The sequence below is a fragment of the Candidatus Pantoea communis genome, from assembly GCF_011752685.1.
GTDB classification, from domain to species: Bacteria; Pseudomonadota; Gammaproteobacteria; order Enterobacterales; family Enterobacteriaceae; genus Pantoea; species Pantoea communis.
The window spans coordinates 94082-110071 of sequence record NZ_VWXC01000003.1 but is presented as its reverse complement, the minus strand read 5'-3'; the positions used below and the strand labels follow the sequence as shown (position 1 = coordinate 110071).

The 15990-nt window shown below is 54.2% G+C and carries 17 protein-coding genes; 11 read left to right on the top strand and 6 right to left on the bottom strand.

Annotation, left to right across the window (positions count from 1 at the left end; all coding sequences use genetic code 11):
* Positions 1 to 8 precede the first annotated feature (8 nt).
* From F3J37_RS06450 to crtB, 4 genes are read left to right on the top strand one after another with little or no spacing between them, the layout of a single operon-like run.
* A complete protein-coding gene (locus F3J37_RS06450) occupies positions 9 to 1280 on the top strand; it encodes a glycosyltransferase (RefSeq protein ID WP_166932503.1) in 1272 nt (423 codons plus the stop codon).
* A complete protein-coding gene (gene crtY, locus F3J37_RS06445; RefSeq protein WP_166932501.1) occupies positions 1280 to 2446 on the top strand; it encodes a lycopene beta-cyclase CrtY in 1167 nt (388 codons plus the stop codon). The genes F3J37_RS06450 and crtY overlap by 1 nt, the downstream gene beginning before the upstream one ends.
* Positions 2446 to 3927, top strand: coding sequence for a phytoene desaturase (locus F3J37_RS06440; protein WP_166932500.1), 1482 nt, complete (start codon positions 2446 to 2448; stop codon positions 3925 to 3927). Before crtY ends, F3J37_RS06440 begins: the two co-directional genes overlap by 1 nt.
* Positions 3924 to 4853, top strand: a complete 930-nt coding sequence (gene crtB / locus F3J37_RS06435; RefSeq protein ID WP_160867008.1) for a 15-cis-phytoene synthase CrtB — start codon at positions 3924 to 3926, stop codon at positions 4851 to 4853. The genes F3J37_RS06440 and crtB overlap by 4 nt, the downstream gene beginning before the upstream one ends.
* Here the strand turns inward: crtB and F3J37_RS06430 are convergent.
* Positions 4792 to 5322, bottom strand: coding sequence for a sterol desaturase family protein (locus F3J37_RS06430; RefSeq protein ID WP_166932498.1), 531 nt, complete (start codon positions 5320 to 5322; stop codon positions 4792 to 4794). The two genes, crtB and F3J37_RS06430, sit on opposite strands and share 62 nt — an antisense overlap.
* Positions 5323 to 5476: 154 nt before the next feature.
* Here F3J37_RS06430 and F3J37_RS06425 point away from each other — a divergent pair, with 154 nt between their 5' ends.
* From F3J37_RS06425 to F3J37_RS06415, 3 genes are all read left to right on the top strand, one after another.
* A complete protein-coding gene (locus F3J37_RS06425) occupies positions 5477 to 5716 on the top strand; it encodes a type II toxin-antitoxin system CcdA family antitoxin (RefSeq protein WP_166932497.1) in 240 nt (79 codons plus the stop codon).
* Positions 5717 to 5718: 2 nt separating this feature from the next.
* Positions 5719 to 6027 carry a CcdB family protein gene (locus F3J37_RS06420; protein ID WP_166932495.1) on the top strand — a complete coding sequence of 103 codons (309 nt, stop codon included), beginning with the start codon at positions 5719 to 5721 and terminating at the stop codon, positions 6025 to 6027.
* Between the two features lie 129 nt (positions 6028 to 6156).
* Positions 6157 to 7347, top strand: a complete 1191-nt coding sequence (locus tag F3J37_RS06415; RefSeq protein WP_166932493.1) for a CynX/NimT family MFS transporter — start codon at positions 6157 to 6159, stop codon at positions 7345 to 7347.
* A 2-nt stretch (positions 7348 to 7349) separates the two neighbouring features.
* On the opposite strand, the gene sfnG is transcribed toward F3J37_RS06415, so the two are convergent.
* A complete protein-coding gene (gene sfnG / locus F3J37_RS06410; protein WP_166932492.1) occupies positions 7350 to 8438 on the bottom strand; it encodes a dimethylsulfone monooxygenase SfnG in 1089 nt (362 codons plus the stop codon).
* A 217-nt stretch (positions 8439 to 8655) separates the two neighbouring features.
* Here sfnG and F3J37_RS06405 point away from each other — a divergent pair, with 217 nt between their 5' ends.
* Positions 8656 to 9108, top strand: coding sequence for a GNAT family N-acetyltransferase (locus F3J37_RS06405; protein WP_240154074.1), 453 nt, complete (start codon positions 8656 to 8658; stop codon positions 9106 to 9108).
* Here F3J37_RS06405 and F3J37_RS06400 read toward each other — a convergent pair.
* Positions 9101 to 9982, bottom strand: a complete 882-nt coding sequence (locus F3J37_RS06400; RefSeq protein ID WP_166932490.1) for a LysR family transcriptional regulator — start codon at positions 9980 to 9982, stop codon at positions 9101 to 9103. The genes F3J37_RS06405 and F3J37_RS06400 overlap by 8 nt on opposite strands.
* A gap of 132 nt (positions 9983 to 10114) precedes the next feature.
* Here F3J37_RS06400 and F3J37_RS06395 point away from each other — a divergent pair, with 132 nt between their 5' ends.
* Positions 10115 to 10957 (top strand): MBL fold metallo-hydrolase, encoded by an 843-nt coding sequence (locus F3J37_RS06395; protein WP_166932489.1) that lies wholly within the window; start codon positions 10115 to 10117, stop codon positions 10955 to 10957.
* Here the strand turns inward: F3J37_RS06395 and F3J37_RS06390 are convergent.
* From F3J37_RS06390 to F3J37_RS06380, 3 genes are all read right to left on the bottom strand, one after another.
* Positions 10954 to 11304, bottom strand: coding sequence for an ArsR/SmtB family transcription factor (locus tag F3J37_RS06390; RefSeq protein WP_166932487.1), 351 nt, complete (start codon positions 11302 to 11304; stop codon positions 10954 to 10956). The genes F3J37_RS06395 and F3J37_RS06390 overlap by 4 nt on opposite strands.
* Positions 11305 to 11391: 87 nt before the next feature.
* Positions 11392 to 12333 carry a sugar phosphate isomerase/epimerase family protein gene (locus F3J37_RS06385; RefSeq protein ID WP_166932485.1) on the bottom strand — a complete coding sequence of 314 codons (942 nt, stop codon included), beginning with the start codon at positions 12331 to 12333 and terminating at the stop codon, positions 11392 to 11394.
* Positions 12334 to 12341: 8 nt separating this feature from the next.
* Complete coding sequence (locus F3J37_RS06380) at positions 12342 to 13520, bottom strand: Gfo/Idh/MocA family protein (RefSeq protein ID WP_166932483.1); 1179 nt, start codon at positions 13518 to 13520, stop codon at positions 12342 to 12344.
* 455 nt (positions 13521 to 13975) lie between these two features.
* Here F3J37_RS06380 and F3J37_RS06375 point away from each other — a divergent pair, with 455 nt between their 5' ends.
* The gene (locus F3J37_RS06375) at positions 13976 to 14989 is read left to right on the top strand and encodes a LacI family DNA-binding transcriptional regulator (RefSeq protein ID WP_166932481.1); all 1014 of its coding nucleotides are present in this window, start codon (positions 13976 to 13978) and stop codon (positions 14987 to 14989) included.
* A 17-nt stretch (positions 14990 to 15006) separates the two neighbouring features.
* Positions 15007 to 15831, top strand: a complete 825-nt coding sequence (locus tag F3J37_RS06370) for a sugar phosphate isomerase/epimerase family protein (protein WP_166932479.1) — start codon at positions 15007 to 15009, stop codon at positions 15829 to 15831.
* The last annotated feature ends 159 nt before the right edge of the window (positions 15832 to 15990 follow it).

Genomic DNA, 15990 nt, shown 5'->3' with positions numbered 1-15990 from the left:
GACTGCCGATGGGGCACTTTGCCGTGATTGCGCCGCCACTGTATAGCCACTTTCACGCGCTGCAGGCGTTGTCACAGACGCTGATTGCGCGCGGTCATCGCATCACCTTTGTGCAACAGGATGATGCACGTCTCCTGCTAACGGATGAATGTATAGGATTCAGCACCGTAGGTGAGCGCAGTCATCCCACCGGTTCTCTGGCGCAGATGTTACAGCATCTGGCCTCGCCCCTTTCGTTATGGCGGGTAATCAGTGATATCGCCGCCAGCACCGATATGTTGTGTCGTGAACTGCCTGCGCGTTTAACCTCGTTGCAAGTCGATGGTGTGATTGCCGATCAGATGGAAGCGGCGGGTAGCTTAGTGGCAGAAGCGTTGCACCTTCCCTTTGTTTCAGTGGCCTGCGCGCTGCCGGTGAATCGCGAGCCTGGCATACCGCTGGCGGTGATGCCGTTTCGCTTTGGTCAGGATGAAAAATCACTGCAACGTTTTCAGGCCAGCCAGGATATTTATGATCGTCTGATGCAGCGCCATGGCGCGGTGATCAGTCATCATGCACAAAAATGGGGATTGCCCGATCGGCACAGCCTGCACCAGTGTTTGTCACCGCTGGCGCAGATTAGCCAACTCGTTCCGGCATTTGATTTTCCGCGCCAGCAACTGCCCAACTGTTTTCATTCCGTAGGACTGCTGCGCGCCTCAAAACAGCCCCGCGTAGCCACGGCCCCCTGGCCTGAATTGCGACAGCCGGTGGTTTATGCCTCTTTTGGCACCTTGCAAGGTCATCGTTTTCGCTTGTTCCTGCATCTGGCACAAGCGTGCCGCAACCAGCAGCTCTCGTTGGTGATTGCCCATTGTGGCGGTTTGGACGCCAATCAGGTGCAGCAGCTTGAGCGCGCTGGTGCGGCGTGGGTGACGGATTTTCTCGATCAGCCAGCCGCGCTGCAACATGCGCAGCTGTTTATCACCCATGCCGGACTCAACAGCACGTTAGAGTCACTGGAATGGGGCACCCCGATGCTGGCGCTGCCGCTGGCCTTTGACCAACCCGGCGTGGCGTCTCGTATTGCCTGGCACGGTGTCGGTCATCGTGCGTCTCGCTTTAGCCGCGTGCATCAGCTGGAGCAGCACCTGCAGCAACTGTTGACGGATGACGGCTATCGGCTGCGTATCTCGCCGATTCAGGCGCAGCTGCAGCGCTCAGGCGGTTGCGAGCGCGCCGCTGATATCGTTGAGCAGGCATTGGGGCAACAACGTGTTGTGCTGGCGGAGGCGACCTGATGCCCGAGAATTATGACGTGATTTTAGTGGGTGCCGGACTGGCTAATGGCTTGATTGCGCTGAAGCTGCGTCAGCGCCAACCCCAGTTGCGCATTCTGATGCTGGAAAGTCACGCGCATCCGGTAGGTAATCATACCTGGTCCTTTCATCAGGACGATCTTAGCCCCCATCAGCTTCAGTGGTTGCAACCGTTGATTGCCTATCGCTGGCCCGGCTATCAGGTGCGTTTCCCTACACTGCGCCGCAATCTCAGCGGGGAATATTGCTCAATCACCTCTGCAGATTTTGCCCAACGGCTTTATGAGGTCATGGCGGATGATCTCTGGATCAATACCCCGGTGAATGAGGTGCGCCCCACTCAGGTCACCCTGGCCGACCATCGCGTACTGCATGCTGCGGTGGTGATTGATGGTCGCGGCCTGCAACACACGCCACATCTGCAACTGGGCTATCAAGCCTTTATCGGTCAGGAGTGGCATCTGGCGAGGCCTCACGGTTTAACACAACCGATCTTGATGGATGCGACAGTGGATCAACAACAGGGCTACCGCTTTGTCTACACCTTACCGCTCAGTGCGGATCGTCTATTAATTGAAGATACGCACTACATTAATCAGCCCACGCTGACAGAGCACACCGCGCGGCAGAATATCGCCGACTACGCCAAAGCGCACCAATGGCCATTGAGTCTTCTGCTGCGTGAAGAGCAAGGTTCACTGCCAATAACATTGAGTGGCGATATTGATGCCTTCTGGCAGCAACAGCGTGATCAACCCTGCAGCGGGCTGCGTGCGGGCTTGTTCCACGCCACCACGGGCTACTCGTTGCCCACAGCACTGGCGCTGGCTGAACGCATTGCCCAACTGTTGCCCTGTGATGCGGCAACGCTCAGTCGCGCCATCGAAAAGTTTGCACGCGAGCAGTGGCGAACACAGCGTTTTTTCCGGCTGCTCAATCGAATGCTGTTCTTAGCCGGGCACCCGGACCAGCGCTGGCGTGTCATGCAGCGCTTTTATCGGCTGAATGCCGGATTAATCAGCCGCTTTTACGCCGGGCAACTCCGCCTCGGCGATAAAGCGCGCATTTTATGTGGCAAACCGCCCGTGCCAATCGGCGAAGCGGTGCGCGCACTGATGACGACCTCTTCTAAACCAGGGAAGAAATAATGACACGCACTTATGTGATTGGCGCCGGTTTCGGCGGCCTGGCATTGGCTATTCGGCTGCAGGCGGCCGGTATTCCTACCACGCTACTAGAGCAGCGCGATAAACCCGGCGGACGCGCCTACGCATGGCAGGAACAGGGCTTTACTTTTGATGCCGGACCGACAGTGATCACCGACCCGACAGCGATTGAAGCGCTGTTTACGCTGGCCGGTAAATCGCTCAGTGATTATGTTGAATTGATGCCGGTTACACCTTTCTATCGCTTATGCTGGGAAGACGGCAAACAGCTCGACTATGACAATAATCAACCGTTGCTGGAGCAGCAAATTGCCCGCTTCAACCCGGCCGATGTCGCAGGCTATCGGCAGTTTCTCGCCTATTCACGCGAGGTGTTTAAAGAGGGCTACCTGAAGTTGGGTACTGTACCTTTTTTGCATTTCCGTGACATGCTGCACGCTGGCCCGCAGTTAGGCCGCTTGCAGGCCTGGCGCAGCGTTTACAGTATGGTGGCAAAATTTATACAGGACGATCACCTGCGTCAGGCATTCTCTTTTCACTCGCTGCTGGTTGGCGGTAATCCTTTTGCAACGTCCTCGATCTATACCTTGATTCATGCGCTGGAACGCGAATGGGGCGTATGGTTCCCACGTGGCGGCACGGGAGCGCTGGTGCAAGGCCTGGCTAAGCTGTTTACCGATCTGGGTGGCGAATTGTTGCTCAACGCCGAAGTGAGTCAGCTGGAAACCCAGGGCAATCGCATAAGTGGCGTGCAATTGAAAGATGGTCGCCGGTTTGCAGCTAATGCGGTGGCGTCGAATGCCGATGTGGTGCATACCTATGATCGGTTGCTGCGTGGGCATCCTGCCGCCAGCAAACGTGCGGCCTCGCTGAAACGTAAACGCATGAGCAATTCGCTGTTTGTACTCTATTTCGGTCTGAATCACCCGCATTCACAGCTGGCGCATCATACCGTGTGCTTTGGCCCGCGCTATCGTGAGCTGATCGACGAGATTTTTAACAGCAGCCAGCTTTCAGACGATTTTTCGCTTTATCTGCATGCACCCTGCTCCAGCGATCCATCACTGGCTCCGGCAGGCTGTGGCAGTTTCTATGTATTGGCACCGGTGCCGCATCTCGGCACGGCGGCGATCGACTGGCAACAGGAAGGACCGCGTTTACGCGATCGCATTTTTGCTTATCTGGAGGAGCACTATATGCCGGGACTACGTCAGCAACTGGTGACGCACCGCATGTTTACGCCGTTTGATTTTCGCGACACGCTGCATGCCCATCAGGGTTCAGCGTTTTCGCTGGAACCGATTTTGACGCAGAGCGCATGGTTCCGCCCACATAACCGCGATGCGGATATCGCCAACCTCTATCTGGTTGGTGCTGGCACACATCCCGGTGCCGGGGTACCCGGTGTGATTGGCTCGGCGAAAGCCACTGCGCAACTGATGCAGGAGGATCTCGCTGGATGAATCGCCAACCCCTGCTAGAGCAAGTGACTCAGACCATGGCGGTGGGCTCAAAGAGTTTTGCCACCGCCGCGAAACTGTTCGATGCGCCCACGCGGCGCAGCACGCTGATGCTGTACGCGTGGTGTCGCCACTGCGATGACGTGATTGATGGACAAACGCTGGGCGAAGGCGGCACACAGCATGTGGTGGAAGATGCCGAAGCGCGCATGCTGCATCTGCAAATTGAAACCCGCCGTGCTTACAGCGGTGCGCACATGGATGAACCCGCGTTCAAAGCATTCCAGGAGGTGGCGTTAATTCACCAGTTGCCGCCACAGTTGGCGTTTGACCACCTGGAAGGCTTTGCGATGGATGCGCGTGAGGCGCGCTACGTGACGTTCGACGATACTCTGCGCTACTGCTATCACGTCGCGGGAGTGGTGGGCCTGATGATGGCCCGTGTGATGGGCGTCCGTGACGAAGCGGTGCTGGATCGCGCCTGCGATCTGGGGCTCGCCTTCCAGCTCACCAACATTGCCCGCGACATCGTTGAAGATGCGCAGAACGGGCGCTGCTATCTGCCGCAAAGCTGGCTGGATCAAGCGGGCTTAACCGGCCAGAATCTTGCCGATCCGCAACATCGCGCTGCCCTGGCACCACTGGCCGCGCGACTGGTGAGCGAAGCAGAACCCTATTATCACTCTGCTCGTTCCGGCTTACCAGGGTTGCCGCTGCGTTCCGCGTGGGCTATCGCCACCGCACGCGGCGTCTATCGTGAGATTGGGGTGAAAGTGCAACATGCGGGTGAGCACGCCTGGGATGCGCGACAACGCACCAGCAGCGGCGAAAAACTGGCGCTGCTGGTGAAAGGTGCTGGCTTGGCGCTTACTTCACGTTTGACTCGTCCGGAGTCGCGTCCTGAGGGGTTGTGGCAGCGTCCGCGTTAACGGATTTATGCCGCTGTCGCAGCGCCGCCTGCAACTTAGGTAACGGCGGCGCATAGAGAAAGCCGAAAGAAACACATCCTTCCCGTCCTCGCACCGCATGATGCATGCGGTGCGCCATATACAGACGCTTGAGATAGCCTTTGCGCGGGATATAGCGGAACGGCCAGCGTTGATGCACCAGCCCGTCATGTACCATGAAATAGAGTGCGCCGTACAAGGTTACGCCCGCACCAATCCATTGCAGCGGCCAGTAGCCGTTTACGCCGATGTAGATCAGCGCAATCGCCATGAACATAAACACCACGGCATAGAGATCGTTGAGTTCAAATTTGCCGTCGTGCGGTTCATGGTGTGATAAATGCCAGCCCCAGCCCCATCCGTGCATGATGTACTTATGCGACAGTGCCGCCACCCCTTCCATCACCACCACTGACGCCAGCAGGATCAGCGTATTCCATAACCAAAGCATCGTGCATCCATTTGTGTTGAACAGAGGCTTTAAAAGTGGACGCGGATAGGTCGAGAGGCAAGTCAATAACGTTTATTTTTGTTGGATTGATGGCAGTTGAGTTTTCATCCATACTCATCGACATTACTACACGTGTAGTCCACACGGGGGATTTATGCCTAATACCAGTGTAAAACAGAAGAAAACCGTCAGCGTCACCGTCGAACCCATGCTATTGCAACAAGCCAGAGAGGCCGGTTTAAACTTATCCGCGATTCTTGCTGAGGCTTTGCGACAAGAAATACGGGTAGCCGCTGCAGAAAAATGGAAACAAGAAAATAGTGCCGGTTTACAGGAACTGAACCGCATAACTGAAGAGCATGGTTTATTGTCGGATGAACACAGGACGTTCTAAACATGCAGTACATGATTTATAACAACACCAGTAAAAACAGTGCTTACCCTTATCTGGTCGATGTTCAAAGCGATATCATTGATCAGCTCACAACGCGTATTGTCATTCCTTTGTACCCTATGAATCGACTTAAGGCTGGTCAGGTAAAACGGCTTAACCCCGTCATCGAAATTGAGGGAGATGGCTATCTCGTCATGACCCATGAAATGGCAAGTGTGCCCGCATCTCTGTTAGGAAAACAAGTGATGGATGCGCGCCCTTATCGCCAGCAAATCAAAGATTCTATTGATTTTATCTTTGATGGATTTTGAAACTTTACATGTCAAACGTCCCTCGTTAGTATTCCCCTCCTCAGCGGAAATGAACTGCTGCGTAAGCGTTAACGTCAATCAACGCACCATATGCAGAATCGTTCTGCCTCAACTCTATGGTGCGCAAATATGTCCCATACCACTATTGCCCAAAATCCAGCCCTGCGACGCGCGGGTTTTTTCTTGTTTCTGTTGCTGCTTACTGCTGCCAACCTGCGCACGCCGATCACCGCCACCGGCCCCATACTGGAGAATATCCGCGCCAGTTTTGGTCTGAGCGCCAGTGCCGCAGGCGTCATTAACTTTTTACCGCTGCTGATGTTCGCCACGCTGGCACCGCCTGCCGCCTGGTTTGGTAATCGCTTTGGCCTGGAACGCAGTTTGTGGGGCTCGCTGCTGCTGATCACGCTGGGGTCGTTGCTGCGCATTACCGGCGGTGAATATGCCATGTGGGCAGGAACCCTTATTCTGAGTTCCGGGATTGCCGCCGCCAATGTCCTGTTGCCACCGCTGATCAAACGTGACTTTACTGAGCACACGGCACGCTATATCGGGTTGTATGCCATGGTGATGGGGATTTCAGCCAGTATTGCATCGGGGATTGCGGTGCCGCTGGCTGAAATCAGCTCCGCAGGTTGGCGTCTGTCGCTCGCGGTGTGGCTGGTGCCCGCGTTTGTCGCGCTGTTCGCCTGGCTGCCTTACCTGAAAAAATCAGGGCCGCAGGTGCACGCCGCAGCAACCCACAGCGTGACGCGATCGCCCTGGCGCTCAGCATTGGGGTGGCAAGTTTCGCTGTTTATGGCCAGTCAGTCACTGCTGTTCTATACCCTGATTGGCTGGTTCACCCCGTTTGCGCAAGACAACGGTATTAGCCAGATTGAGGCAGGCGGCATGCTGTTCGTCTATCAGATCGTCGCCATCGTTTCCAATCTCGCCTGCATGAGCGCCCTTAAACGACTGCGCGATCAGCGCGCTATTGGCTTTGTCGCTTCATTCCTGATTTTTGTTGCGGTGGGCGGCTTGCTGCTGCTGCCTTCATGGTCACTTTTGTGGCTGATTCTGGCTGGATTGGGCGCGGGCGCATCGCTGGTGATCAGCCTTTCACTGTTTAATCTGCGCACCCAGGATCATCGCCAGGCATCAAAACTCTCCGGCATGGCGCAGTGCGTCGGTTACGGGCTGGCGGCACTTGGCCCGCTGTGCTTCGGTATGCTACATGATGCCAGCGGTAACTGGCTGGTGCCGCTGATCATGTTGCTGGCGGTCACCGTGGTTCAGATGGTGATGGCGCTACTGGCGGGCCGCGCCCGCCATATTTGATATCAGGCGGAGACCCGACTTTCCTGACGTTCCAGTTCACGCACTAGCGGAATCACTTCGCGGCCGAAGAATTCGACGTCCTCATGGAAGTGCAGAAACGCCAGCAGCAACAAATCGACGCCAACTCGCTTCAACGCCATGATGCGCTCGGCGATCTGTTGTGGAGTGCCAATTAAATTGGTCTTAAAGCCGTCGTTATACTGCACCAGATCTTCAAACGACGACTTTGCCCAGTTGCCCTCACCTTCCGGTGACGCACTTCCCGCGTTTTTCACCTCATGCTGGAAACCTTTAACGGCATCCGGATTGGCTTTTGCGATGATTTCCTGCAGAACGGACTGTGCTTCCTGCTCTGTATCGCGGGCGATGACAAAACCGTTTAAACCAATTTTAACCTGATGTCCGTGCGTGATGGCTTTCGCCTGAATGTCTTCAATTTGCTGCTGAACGCCCTCCGGCGTATTGCCGTTGGTGAAGTACCAATCCGACACGCGTGCCGCCATATCACGCGCTGCACGGGAACTGCCGCCCTGGAAGATTTCAGGTAAAGGTAAAAGAGGTTTGGGTTTTAATGCGTAATCGCGGAAGCGATAGAAGTCTCCGGCAAAGGTGAAGCTGTCTTCACGCCAGATACCTTTAAGGCAGCGGATAAATTCTTCAGACCGTAGGTAACGCTCTTCATGATCGAGCCAGGGTTCGCCAATCGCTTTAAATTCACCCCGGAACCAGCCGCTGACAATGTTAACGGCAATGCGTGGACCGTAAAGATGGCTGATGGTAGCGATCTGCTTGGCGGCCAGCACGGGATTCCATGGGCCGGGCAGCAGCGCGGCAATCACTTTGAGCGTTGAGGTATGGCTCAGCAAGTCCTGTGAGAAGGTCACCGATTCATGCTGGTTATCTGCCCCGTATCCGGCAGTAAATCGAATCTGCGTCAGGGCATAGTCGAATCCTGCCTTTTCAGCGATTTTTGCCAGTTCGCGATTATACTCCGCGTCCCAACGGGTGCGCTGTTCAATCTGACTGATCACCAATCCACCGGACACATTGGGCACCCAGTAAGCAAATTGCAGGGGTTTCTTATCTGACATCGGCTTCTCCTGTCGATATATAGCTTAAAAATATGAATTTCAATCAAGTTCAATCTTTTCGATATATAAAGGGTAATGCAGCAGCTGTGCCAGATTTTCATGAATTTAAGCAGTTGATTTTATTGAGATGGGAGCGTTACTTAACGGGTGAGAAGTTGCAAATACAACAGCCGTTGTAAAACGCCCGTCGCCATTGCAACAGTGAGAGGAGAAGAAATTGAATCTGCGCGTTGAAACCATCACCCCGTATGTCCCCGGATTTTCGTCACTCAAAGCGGAGAGCATCGACCTGGGTTTCAATATGCTTCGCAGGCTCGATGATAATTGGCGCAACGGCACCAATTGTTTCGATCTCCCTGGCGAAAAGCTATTGGGGCTGTTTTCATGCCATCAACTGATTGGTGTTGGCGGGCTGAATCAGGACCCATTCATGACAAATTGTCGGGCTGGCAGGGTTCGTCATCTCTATTTAGGTCAATGTTATCGCGGCATGGGGCTGGGAACGTTGTTACTGCAACAGATCATTCAGGATGCTGTCATCCATTTTGCTCTGATCAATACCCATGCACCGCACGCAGCGTATTCCTTCTATGAACGGTTGGGTTTTCAGTGCTTAGCGGATCAGGATATCAGCACGCATCGGCTACAGCTCATTGCCGCGACTAAGTGAGCGCATCCCTCCTTGGTAGCGCGTCAATAAACTCCCGAATCTGCGGCCTGTTATCGTCCTTCCGCCACACAGCATATAAGGTTATCTCCAGCGGTAACCACGGCAGCATCACCAGTGAAACGGTATCTGCGACCCGACTCGCCAGGCTTTGTTGAATGAAGGTAAACCCCAGGCCCGCTTCCACGCAGGCCAGGGCAGCCAGCGGCCCGTTCACCTCAAAGGTAATATCCGGCTGGAAACCCGCTTGCTCACATGCAGCCAGTAAGCGGGCGCGCGCAGCTGGATTGAGGTGCGCATGATCGGCGATCCAGCGCTGTTTTTGTAAATCTGCCGGTGTGGGTGTAGCGATGGTTTGTGCTTTTGGCATGACTAACAGAATCGGTTCCGTCAGCACTTTTTTCTGCAAAAACCAGTCGCCCTTTTCGGGAGGGGTATGCAGTAGCGCTACATCCAGCGCCCTTTCCTCAAGTAATTCGCGTTGTTGCTGGGATCGCATCGCGTGCAGATGGATAGCGGTGCCGCTTTGCTGATCAATCCGGGCAATGGCATCTGGCAGTATGCGCGAATGTATCGCCGCCTCAACATAACCAATATCCAGACGCCCCTTGGCCGTCTGCGTCAGGCTGCGGCCATAATCGGTGAGACGCGCATGATGTTGCAGAAAAGGCGTGACCTCATCCAGAAATTTTCGCCCTGCTTCCGTCAATCGCAGACGCTTTTTCTCGCGATGAAACAGCGTGATGCCGAGTTCACTCTCAAGTTGTTGAATTTGCCTGCTCAGCGGGGATGCCGAGATATGCAGCTTTTCCGCCGCCTGACCGACATGTTCCAGCAGCGCCACAGTCGCAAAAGATCGCAATAATTTAATGTCCACAGCTTTTTCGGTCTCAACTCAGTCGAAAAGGATGATAGTCACACCCGCCGGTTCGCTGCAATATTTCATTGCTGATGCAGCTTAATGATTAAACAGCGTTTTCTCTTTCGATGAAGAACAAAGGCGGTAATGATGGTCAAACATTTCTCCTCACAACGCGTGGGTCACTATCTGGTCACGGCTATCAGTGATGGCACCATGAAAGCCAGCCTTACGCTGCTCTCCGGCATTGATATCCCCAGCGCAGAGTCAATTCAAGCGCAATCGGGTATCGATGTGCCGGGTGATATTCATATTTACTGTTATCTGATTCGCGGTGAAGGACGCACGATCTTGATTGATAGCGGCATGGGCGCCGTCAATCATATTGGCGGGGAATTGCAGCCTAATCTGTTAGCGCTGGGTGTTAACCCCGACGCCATTGATACTCTGTTGCTCACGCATTGCCATCCCGATCATATTGGCGGCTTACTAACAGCCAACGGTCAACCCGCCTTTGTTAATGCGCAACTTTATCTCTCTACGGCTGAAGCGGCATTTTGGCGGGATGATGAAAAGCTTGAAACAGCCAACGAACGCACTCAGAGAAATGCCTTGCTGGTGCGTCGTACGCTCGAGGCCTATCGGCCCAACCTGCACCTGATTGAACAGGATAGAATCACTGCGGATATTCACGCCATCCCTCTGCCAGGCCACACGCAAGGCCATACCGGATACCTGATTGATTCATGCGACGAACGTCTACTGATCTGGGGAGATATCGTGCATTACCCGCATATTCAGTTAGCCCGACCAGACGTTTCCATTTCCTTTGATAACGATCCGGCACTGGCTGAAGCCACGCGCAAAGCAATTCTCGAACAGGTTTCAAGGGACAAAACGCGGGTAGCAGGCATGCACTTTGGTGCATCGGCATTTGGCTATATTGAGGGTGATGCGCACTCCGGCTATCTGCTGCGGCCAAAAACGGATTAAGACGCTGAGCTGTGAAAGTCGTTGACGGTGCCACGCGTCAGACCATCCAGCGTGGTCGCCGTAAGAAATGCGTCCAGCAGCCCGGGGAAGCGTGCGTCCAGGTCGTCACGACGCAGTGACAAGAGGTTTTCACGGCCTGAAGGTTTCTGCCAGATGACGCCACTGTCGCGCAGCACCCGCCAGTGATGCGTTAGAGTGGATTTGGACACGCCCTTCAGCAGCGATCCGCACGTGTGCTCACCCCCCTCAGCCAGGATAGCGACCACACTCATGCGCAGGGGATTGCCGAGCGCGGCCAATACATTTTCCAGACGGATCTCATCGCGCTGCGGGTGATTTTCCAGCATAGGCTGCCTCATGATAGTTCGTATAAACACGAAGTATCGGGCAGCGGATGCGGGATGTACAGCGCGGCAGCACACCGCGCTCAACGCCTACTGACTGATGGTCTGTTTCAACGCGGCAATCGATGAGGTGATGCCCGCTTCCACCGACATGGTGAGATCTTCCATTTCCAGTGAGACCCAGTCGTTGTAGCCCATCATACGGACCACGGAGAAGAACTCCTTCCACCACTGCAAATCCTGGCCGCAGCCCACAGCAACGTAGTTCCAGGCGCGGTTTGCCACATCCTCCACCGGTTTGGTTTCCAGCAGACCGTTGATATTGACCAGACCCCGTTCCATCCGCACATCTTTACCATGGCAGTGATGAATCGCCGGCCCCAGCGCCCGAGCTGCGGCAATCGGATCGGCGCCCATCCACAGTAAATGGCTGGGATCAAGGTTCAGCCCTACCATGTCGCCCACCGCATTGCGCAGCCGGAACAGGGTCTCTGGATTCCACACCAGCATGGAGCTGAAGTTCTCCAGCGCAAATTTCTCGACCCCACTTTGCTTCGCGCGCGCCACCAGCCCTTGCCAGTAAGGGATCGCCACTTCATTCCATTGATAGTCGAGGCAGTTTTTCAGTGTCGGCGGCCAGCTCACGGTATAGGTGATCCAATTGGGAATGGTGTCATGCGGGCTGGCAGGCGGTAACCCACTCATCATGACTATTTTCTTCACACCCAACTCACCCGCTAACGCCAGGGCATTTTCGGTATCGCGTTGATGCTTTTGACCAAGTTCACCGGGATCCAGCGGATTACCCGATACATTCAGAGCAGCAATCGACATCCCGCGACTTTCCAGTGCTTTCAACAAGTTCTGGCGCTGTGTGGCACTGCCCAGTAACGCTTCTGTCGGCAAATGTGGCGCAGAGGACCAGCCACCCGTCGTCATTTCAACGCCGTAAACACCCAGTTCCAGCAGTTTGTCCAGCATTTGCTCAAACGGCAGATGCCCCAGGCTGTCGGTACAAAAAGAGAGTTTCATGGCAGTCCTTATTGGTAGTTGACCCAGGTCGCGCCGTTGTCGGCGGAACGAACACAGTTTTCAATCCAGCGCACGCCTTCCAGCCCGGCATTAATATCGGGATAGATCAGGTTATCAAGCGTGTGCTGATCGCCACGCTGGGTGGCACTGATAGCGATGGCAAATTTGAGGTAGATGTTGGCCCAGGACTCGGCCAGGCCTTCAGTATGCAATGCACCCAGACGCTCATCCGCCAACGCACTTTCATGCAAATACGGCATACCGTGATGCATCAGTTGATTTGGCTGGCCCTGCACTTCGTATTTCAATTCGCCCGGGTTGTAATCACTCCACTCCAGACTGGCGCGTGAACCGATAATGCGGATGCTTTGGCTGTCCATTGAACCGGCGTTGATCGATGAAGCCCACATGCGCCCTACCGCCCCGTTGTCGTAATGCATCAGCACCATCGCGTTATCTTCCAGCGGTGCGCGTGAGGGAATAAAGCTTTGGCGATCGCACAGCAGCGATTTGACTTTCAGCTGCGGCAGCACCAGCTGCGAAATGTAGAAGGTGTGAGTGGAGATATCGCCCAGTACAAACGAGGGGCCGGCGATTTTTGGATCGACACGCCATTTCTGTGCTTCGCTAAATTTATCGGCACTGTCATTGGCGCTGAAGCCGTGGGTATATTGCAGCTCCACCATACGCACTTCGCCGATTTCGCCGTTGGCGATCATGGCTCGCATCTGCATCAACAATGGATGGCCGGAGAAGCCGTATGTCACGCCGACGATGAGCTTTTTCGCCTCTGCCAGCGCTTTAATCTCCTGCGCTTCCGCGCTGGTGAAGAACAGCGGTTTTTCACAAATCACATGAATACCGGCATTCAGCGCCGCTTTCGTGATCTCATAATGGGTGCCATTGGGGGTGGCGATTGATACCACTTCCACCCCATCGTCACGCTTTGCCTCTTCCTCAAGCAACTGCTGGTAGTGGTCATAACAACGTTCCGGCGCAAGTCCAAGATTGACGCCAAATTCGCGCCCACGTGTAGCATCAATATCAAAGGCGCTGGCGACCATCTGGTAGGCGGTATTATCACGCAAGGCACCGGACCGATGTTTATAACCCACCTGACTCAGGCGGCCGCCACCGATCATTGCCCAGCGGAGCGGGCGTGGAATGTGTTTTTCACCATTTAACATAGTCACTCCTGTTTTTTGCACTCGGGTGCAAATTAGGTTGAGGGTAGATGTTCTTATCTGTTACTGCTGATTCTTGTTATTTATTCACGCACTGGAATCCATTGCACTGCACGTACTGCCGTACTTCACGAGATGCTACCGAGTGCAAATCTCATCAGAATCGGGCCTGAAAAGGATGATTCTTGTGCTTACAAGCGCTGAATGTCAGCGATGCCGACTTTTTAGTCAATCTGGCAACATGCAATTCAGCGAAGAAGATCACAAAAACCGTTAAATTTGCACCCGAATGCAAAACTCATTGCAATCGGGTGCAAAGATCAAACATAATCGTAACATCATAAAAACAGGGTTATTCGATGTCATTTGCCTCATTTGCCTGCGCTTAGGTGTTTATTTTCAGTTGGCTTTCACGTTCAATGCAGGGGACTCCGCCTTTTTATCCCTACGCAGGTGCTATGAATAAACCAACAAAGAAGCCCCACAAAGCCACAGCAAGTGATGTCGCACGACTTGCCGGCGTCTCAAAATGGACCGTATCCCGCGCTTTCACGCCCGGTGCATCCATCTCTGACAAGGCGCGTGAACAGATATTGAAAATCGCCGCAGAATTGGGCTATCGCCCTAACCTGCTGGCGCGCAGCCTGTCGCAGAAGAAAACGCACATTATCGGCGTGGTGATCGATGAGATGAAGAATCCTCACTCGATGCTGATGCTCGACATGGTCACGCGTCAGTTGCAACAGCGCGGCTATATGGCGTTGTTGCTGAATATTGGTAGCGGAAAAAATTACAGCGCCGTGCTGACGCTCGCCGATCAGTTGCAAGTGGATGGCCTGCTGTTTCTCGGCACCGTGTTAACCGACGAACTGATTAGCGTGGCACGCGAGATGCATCAGATTCCGCTGGTGCAGGTGTGCCGAAACAATGACGAGCCCGATATCGATGTGGTGAACGTTGACGGTTTACGTGCGGGTAAACAGCTGGGCGAACTGTTGCTGGCACAGGGCTACACCCGTATCGGCTATATGATGGGACCGGAAACCAGCAGCCATCATACCCAGCGCCTGGATGGCCTAACGCTGGCACTCCAGGAGGCTGGATTGACGCTGGAATTACTGCTCACTGCAGGCGAGTACTCTCGTGAGCGGAGTTATGAAGTGCTGAGTGATTATCTCAACTCGCACGCCCCTCAGCAGCGGGTTGACGCCCTGTTTTGCGAGAACGACATTTTGGCACTCGGCGCATTGACGGCGCTTAAAGAGCATGCAGGCAACCGTTTTATGGCGGTGGTGGGTTTTGATGATATCGATGAAGCCAGTTTGTCCAGCTGGCAACTGACCACGTTTAGCCAGCGATTGGATTTAATTGTCAATGAAGCCCTCAACCGCTTGATTGACGGAAAGGCCACTCCAGGTGGTGTTTGGTCTCAGGGAGAATTGCGCTTACGACGCTCTCACCTGAAACCCTGAGGTAACAAGGAGGAGAGATGAAGTTGTCACTGCATGGTGTTTCTGTCTGGTACAGCAATGCCGTCACTCAGTTACGCATCGCCCACGAAACAGGCTACAGCGGACTGGAGATTCTGCCTGAACATCTGTATCGCTATCTGGATAACGGCGGCAGTTACGCAAAATATCGTGATCTGCTGGCGAAGTATCAGATTGAGATCACCTGCATTAATGCTTTGAAGCGGATGGGTCGTTTCCAGCCAGAAGAACGTGCCGCCCTGCTGCGTGAAGCGGAGAAAGTGGTGCAGGCGGCCGTGGAACTGCGCTGCCCGGTGGTGCAAATTATGGCGTTAACCGAATTAGATCATCTGCCAGACGCCGCACGTGACGCCATCTTGCTGGAAAACCTCTGCGCCATCGCCGATATCGGCAAGCCACATGGCATTAAATTCCAGATAGAAGTGGTGGCCTTCACTGCCTTCAATTCACTGCAACACGCGCTGGATCTGATTAAACAGAGTGGCAAAGATAACCTTGGCGTGGTGGTCGATTTTTGGCACCTGCACGCCGGCGGTGGCACCACACCGGATGAAGTGGCGCGCATGGACAAGGATTTGATCTACGGTGTGCATTTCTGTGATGGTCGCGCCGCCCATCCTGGCGAAGCCTGGGACGAATGGGTGCAACGTAATTACGCGCCCGGCGAGGGCGATGTTGATATTCCAGCTTGGGTGGCGGCAGTGAAAGCCACGGGATATAACGGCGTATGGTCACCGGAATTATTGAGCCCGCGCAACTGGGAAGATGATCTCTGGGATATTGCCCGTCACAGCATCGATGACATGAAAAAATATATTTATTAAAAATAAAGGAGGCCCGAATAACGGGTTTTCCGTGAAGAGATTTGGCAATGGCGGGAAAAATCCATTCTACGGAATCGCGTGTTGATTAACAACACGCGCATAACGTCTTTCAATACTTTCTGAGAAATCATAATAACGAACATGGATTCGTCGTGGACG

Excerpts from the sequence above, each read along its gene's own strand:
- F3J37_RS06450 (WP_166932503.1), top strand. The coding sequence starts at position 9 with ATGGGGCACTTTGCCGTGATTGCGCCGCCACTGTATAGCCACTTTCAC.
- crtY (WP_166932501.1), top strand. The coding sequence starts at position 1,280 with ATGCCCGAGAATTATGACGTGATTTTAGTGGGTGCCGGACTGGCTAAT.
- F3J37_RS06440 (WP_166932500.1), top strand. The coding sequence starts at position 2,446 with ATGACACGCACTTATGTGATTGGCGCCGGTTTCGGCGGCCTGGCATTG.
- crtB (WP_160867008.1), top strand. The coding sequence starts at position 3,924 with ATGAATCGCCAACCCCTGCTAGAGCAAGTGACTCAGACCATGGCGGTG.
- F3J37_RS06430 (WP_166932498.1), bottom strand. The coding sequence starts at position 5,322 with ATGCTTTGGTTATGGAATACGCTGATCCTGCTGGCGTCAGTGGTGGTG.
- F3J37_RS06425 (WP_166932497.1), top strand. The coding sequence starts at position 5,477 with ATGCCTAATACCAGTGTAAAACAGAAGAAAACCGTCAGCGTCACCGTC.
- F3J37_RS06420 (WP_166932495.1), top strand. The coding sequence starts at position 5,719 with ATGCAGTACATGATTTATAACAACACCAGTAAAAACAGTGCTTACCCT.
- F3J37_RS06415 (WP_166932493.1), top strand. The coding sequence starts at position 6,157 with ATGTCCCATACCACTATTGCCCAAAATCCAGCCCTGCGACGCGCGGGT.
- sfnG (WP_166932492.1), bottom strand. The coding sequence starts at position 8,438 with ATGTCAGATAAGAAACCCCTGCAATTTGCTTACTGGGTGCCCAATGTG.
- F3J37_RS06395 (WP_166932489.1), top strand. The coding sequence starts at position 10,115 with ATGGTCAAACATTTCTCCTCACAACGCGTGGGTCACTATCTGGTCACG.
- F3J37_RS06390 (WP_166932487.1), bottom strand. The coding sequence starts at position 11,304 with ATGCTGGAAAATCACCCGCAGCGCGATGAGATCCGTCTGGAAAATGTA.
- F3J37_RS06385 (WP_166932485.1), bottom strand. The coding sequence starts at position 12,333 with ATGAAACTCTCTTTTTGTACCGACAGCCTGGGGCATCTGCCGTTTGAG.
- F3J37_RS06380 (WP_166932483.1), bottom strand. The coding sequence starts at position 13,520 with ATGTTAAATGGTGAAAAACACATTCCACGCCCGCTCCGCTGGGCAATG.
- F3J37_RS06375 (WP_166932481.1), top strand. The coding sequence starts at position 13,976 with ATGAATAAACCAACAAAGAAGCCCCACAAAGCCACAGCAAGTGATGTC.
- F3J37_RS06370 (WP_166932479.1), top strand. The coding sequence starts at position 15,007 with ATGAAGTTGTCACTGCATGGTGTTTCTGTCTGGTACAGCAATGCCGTC.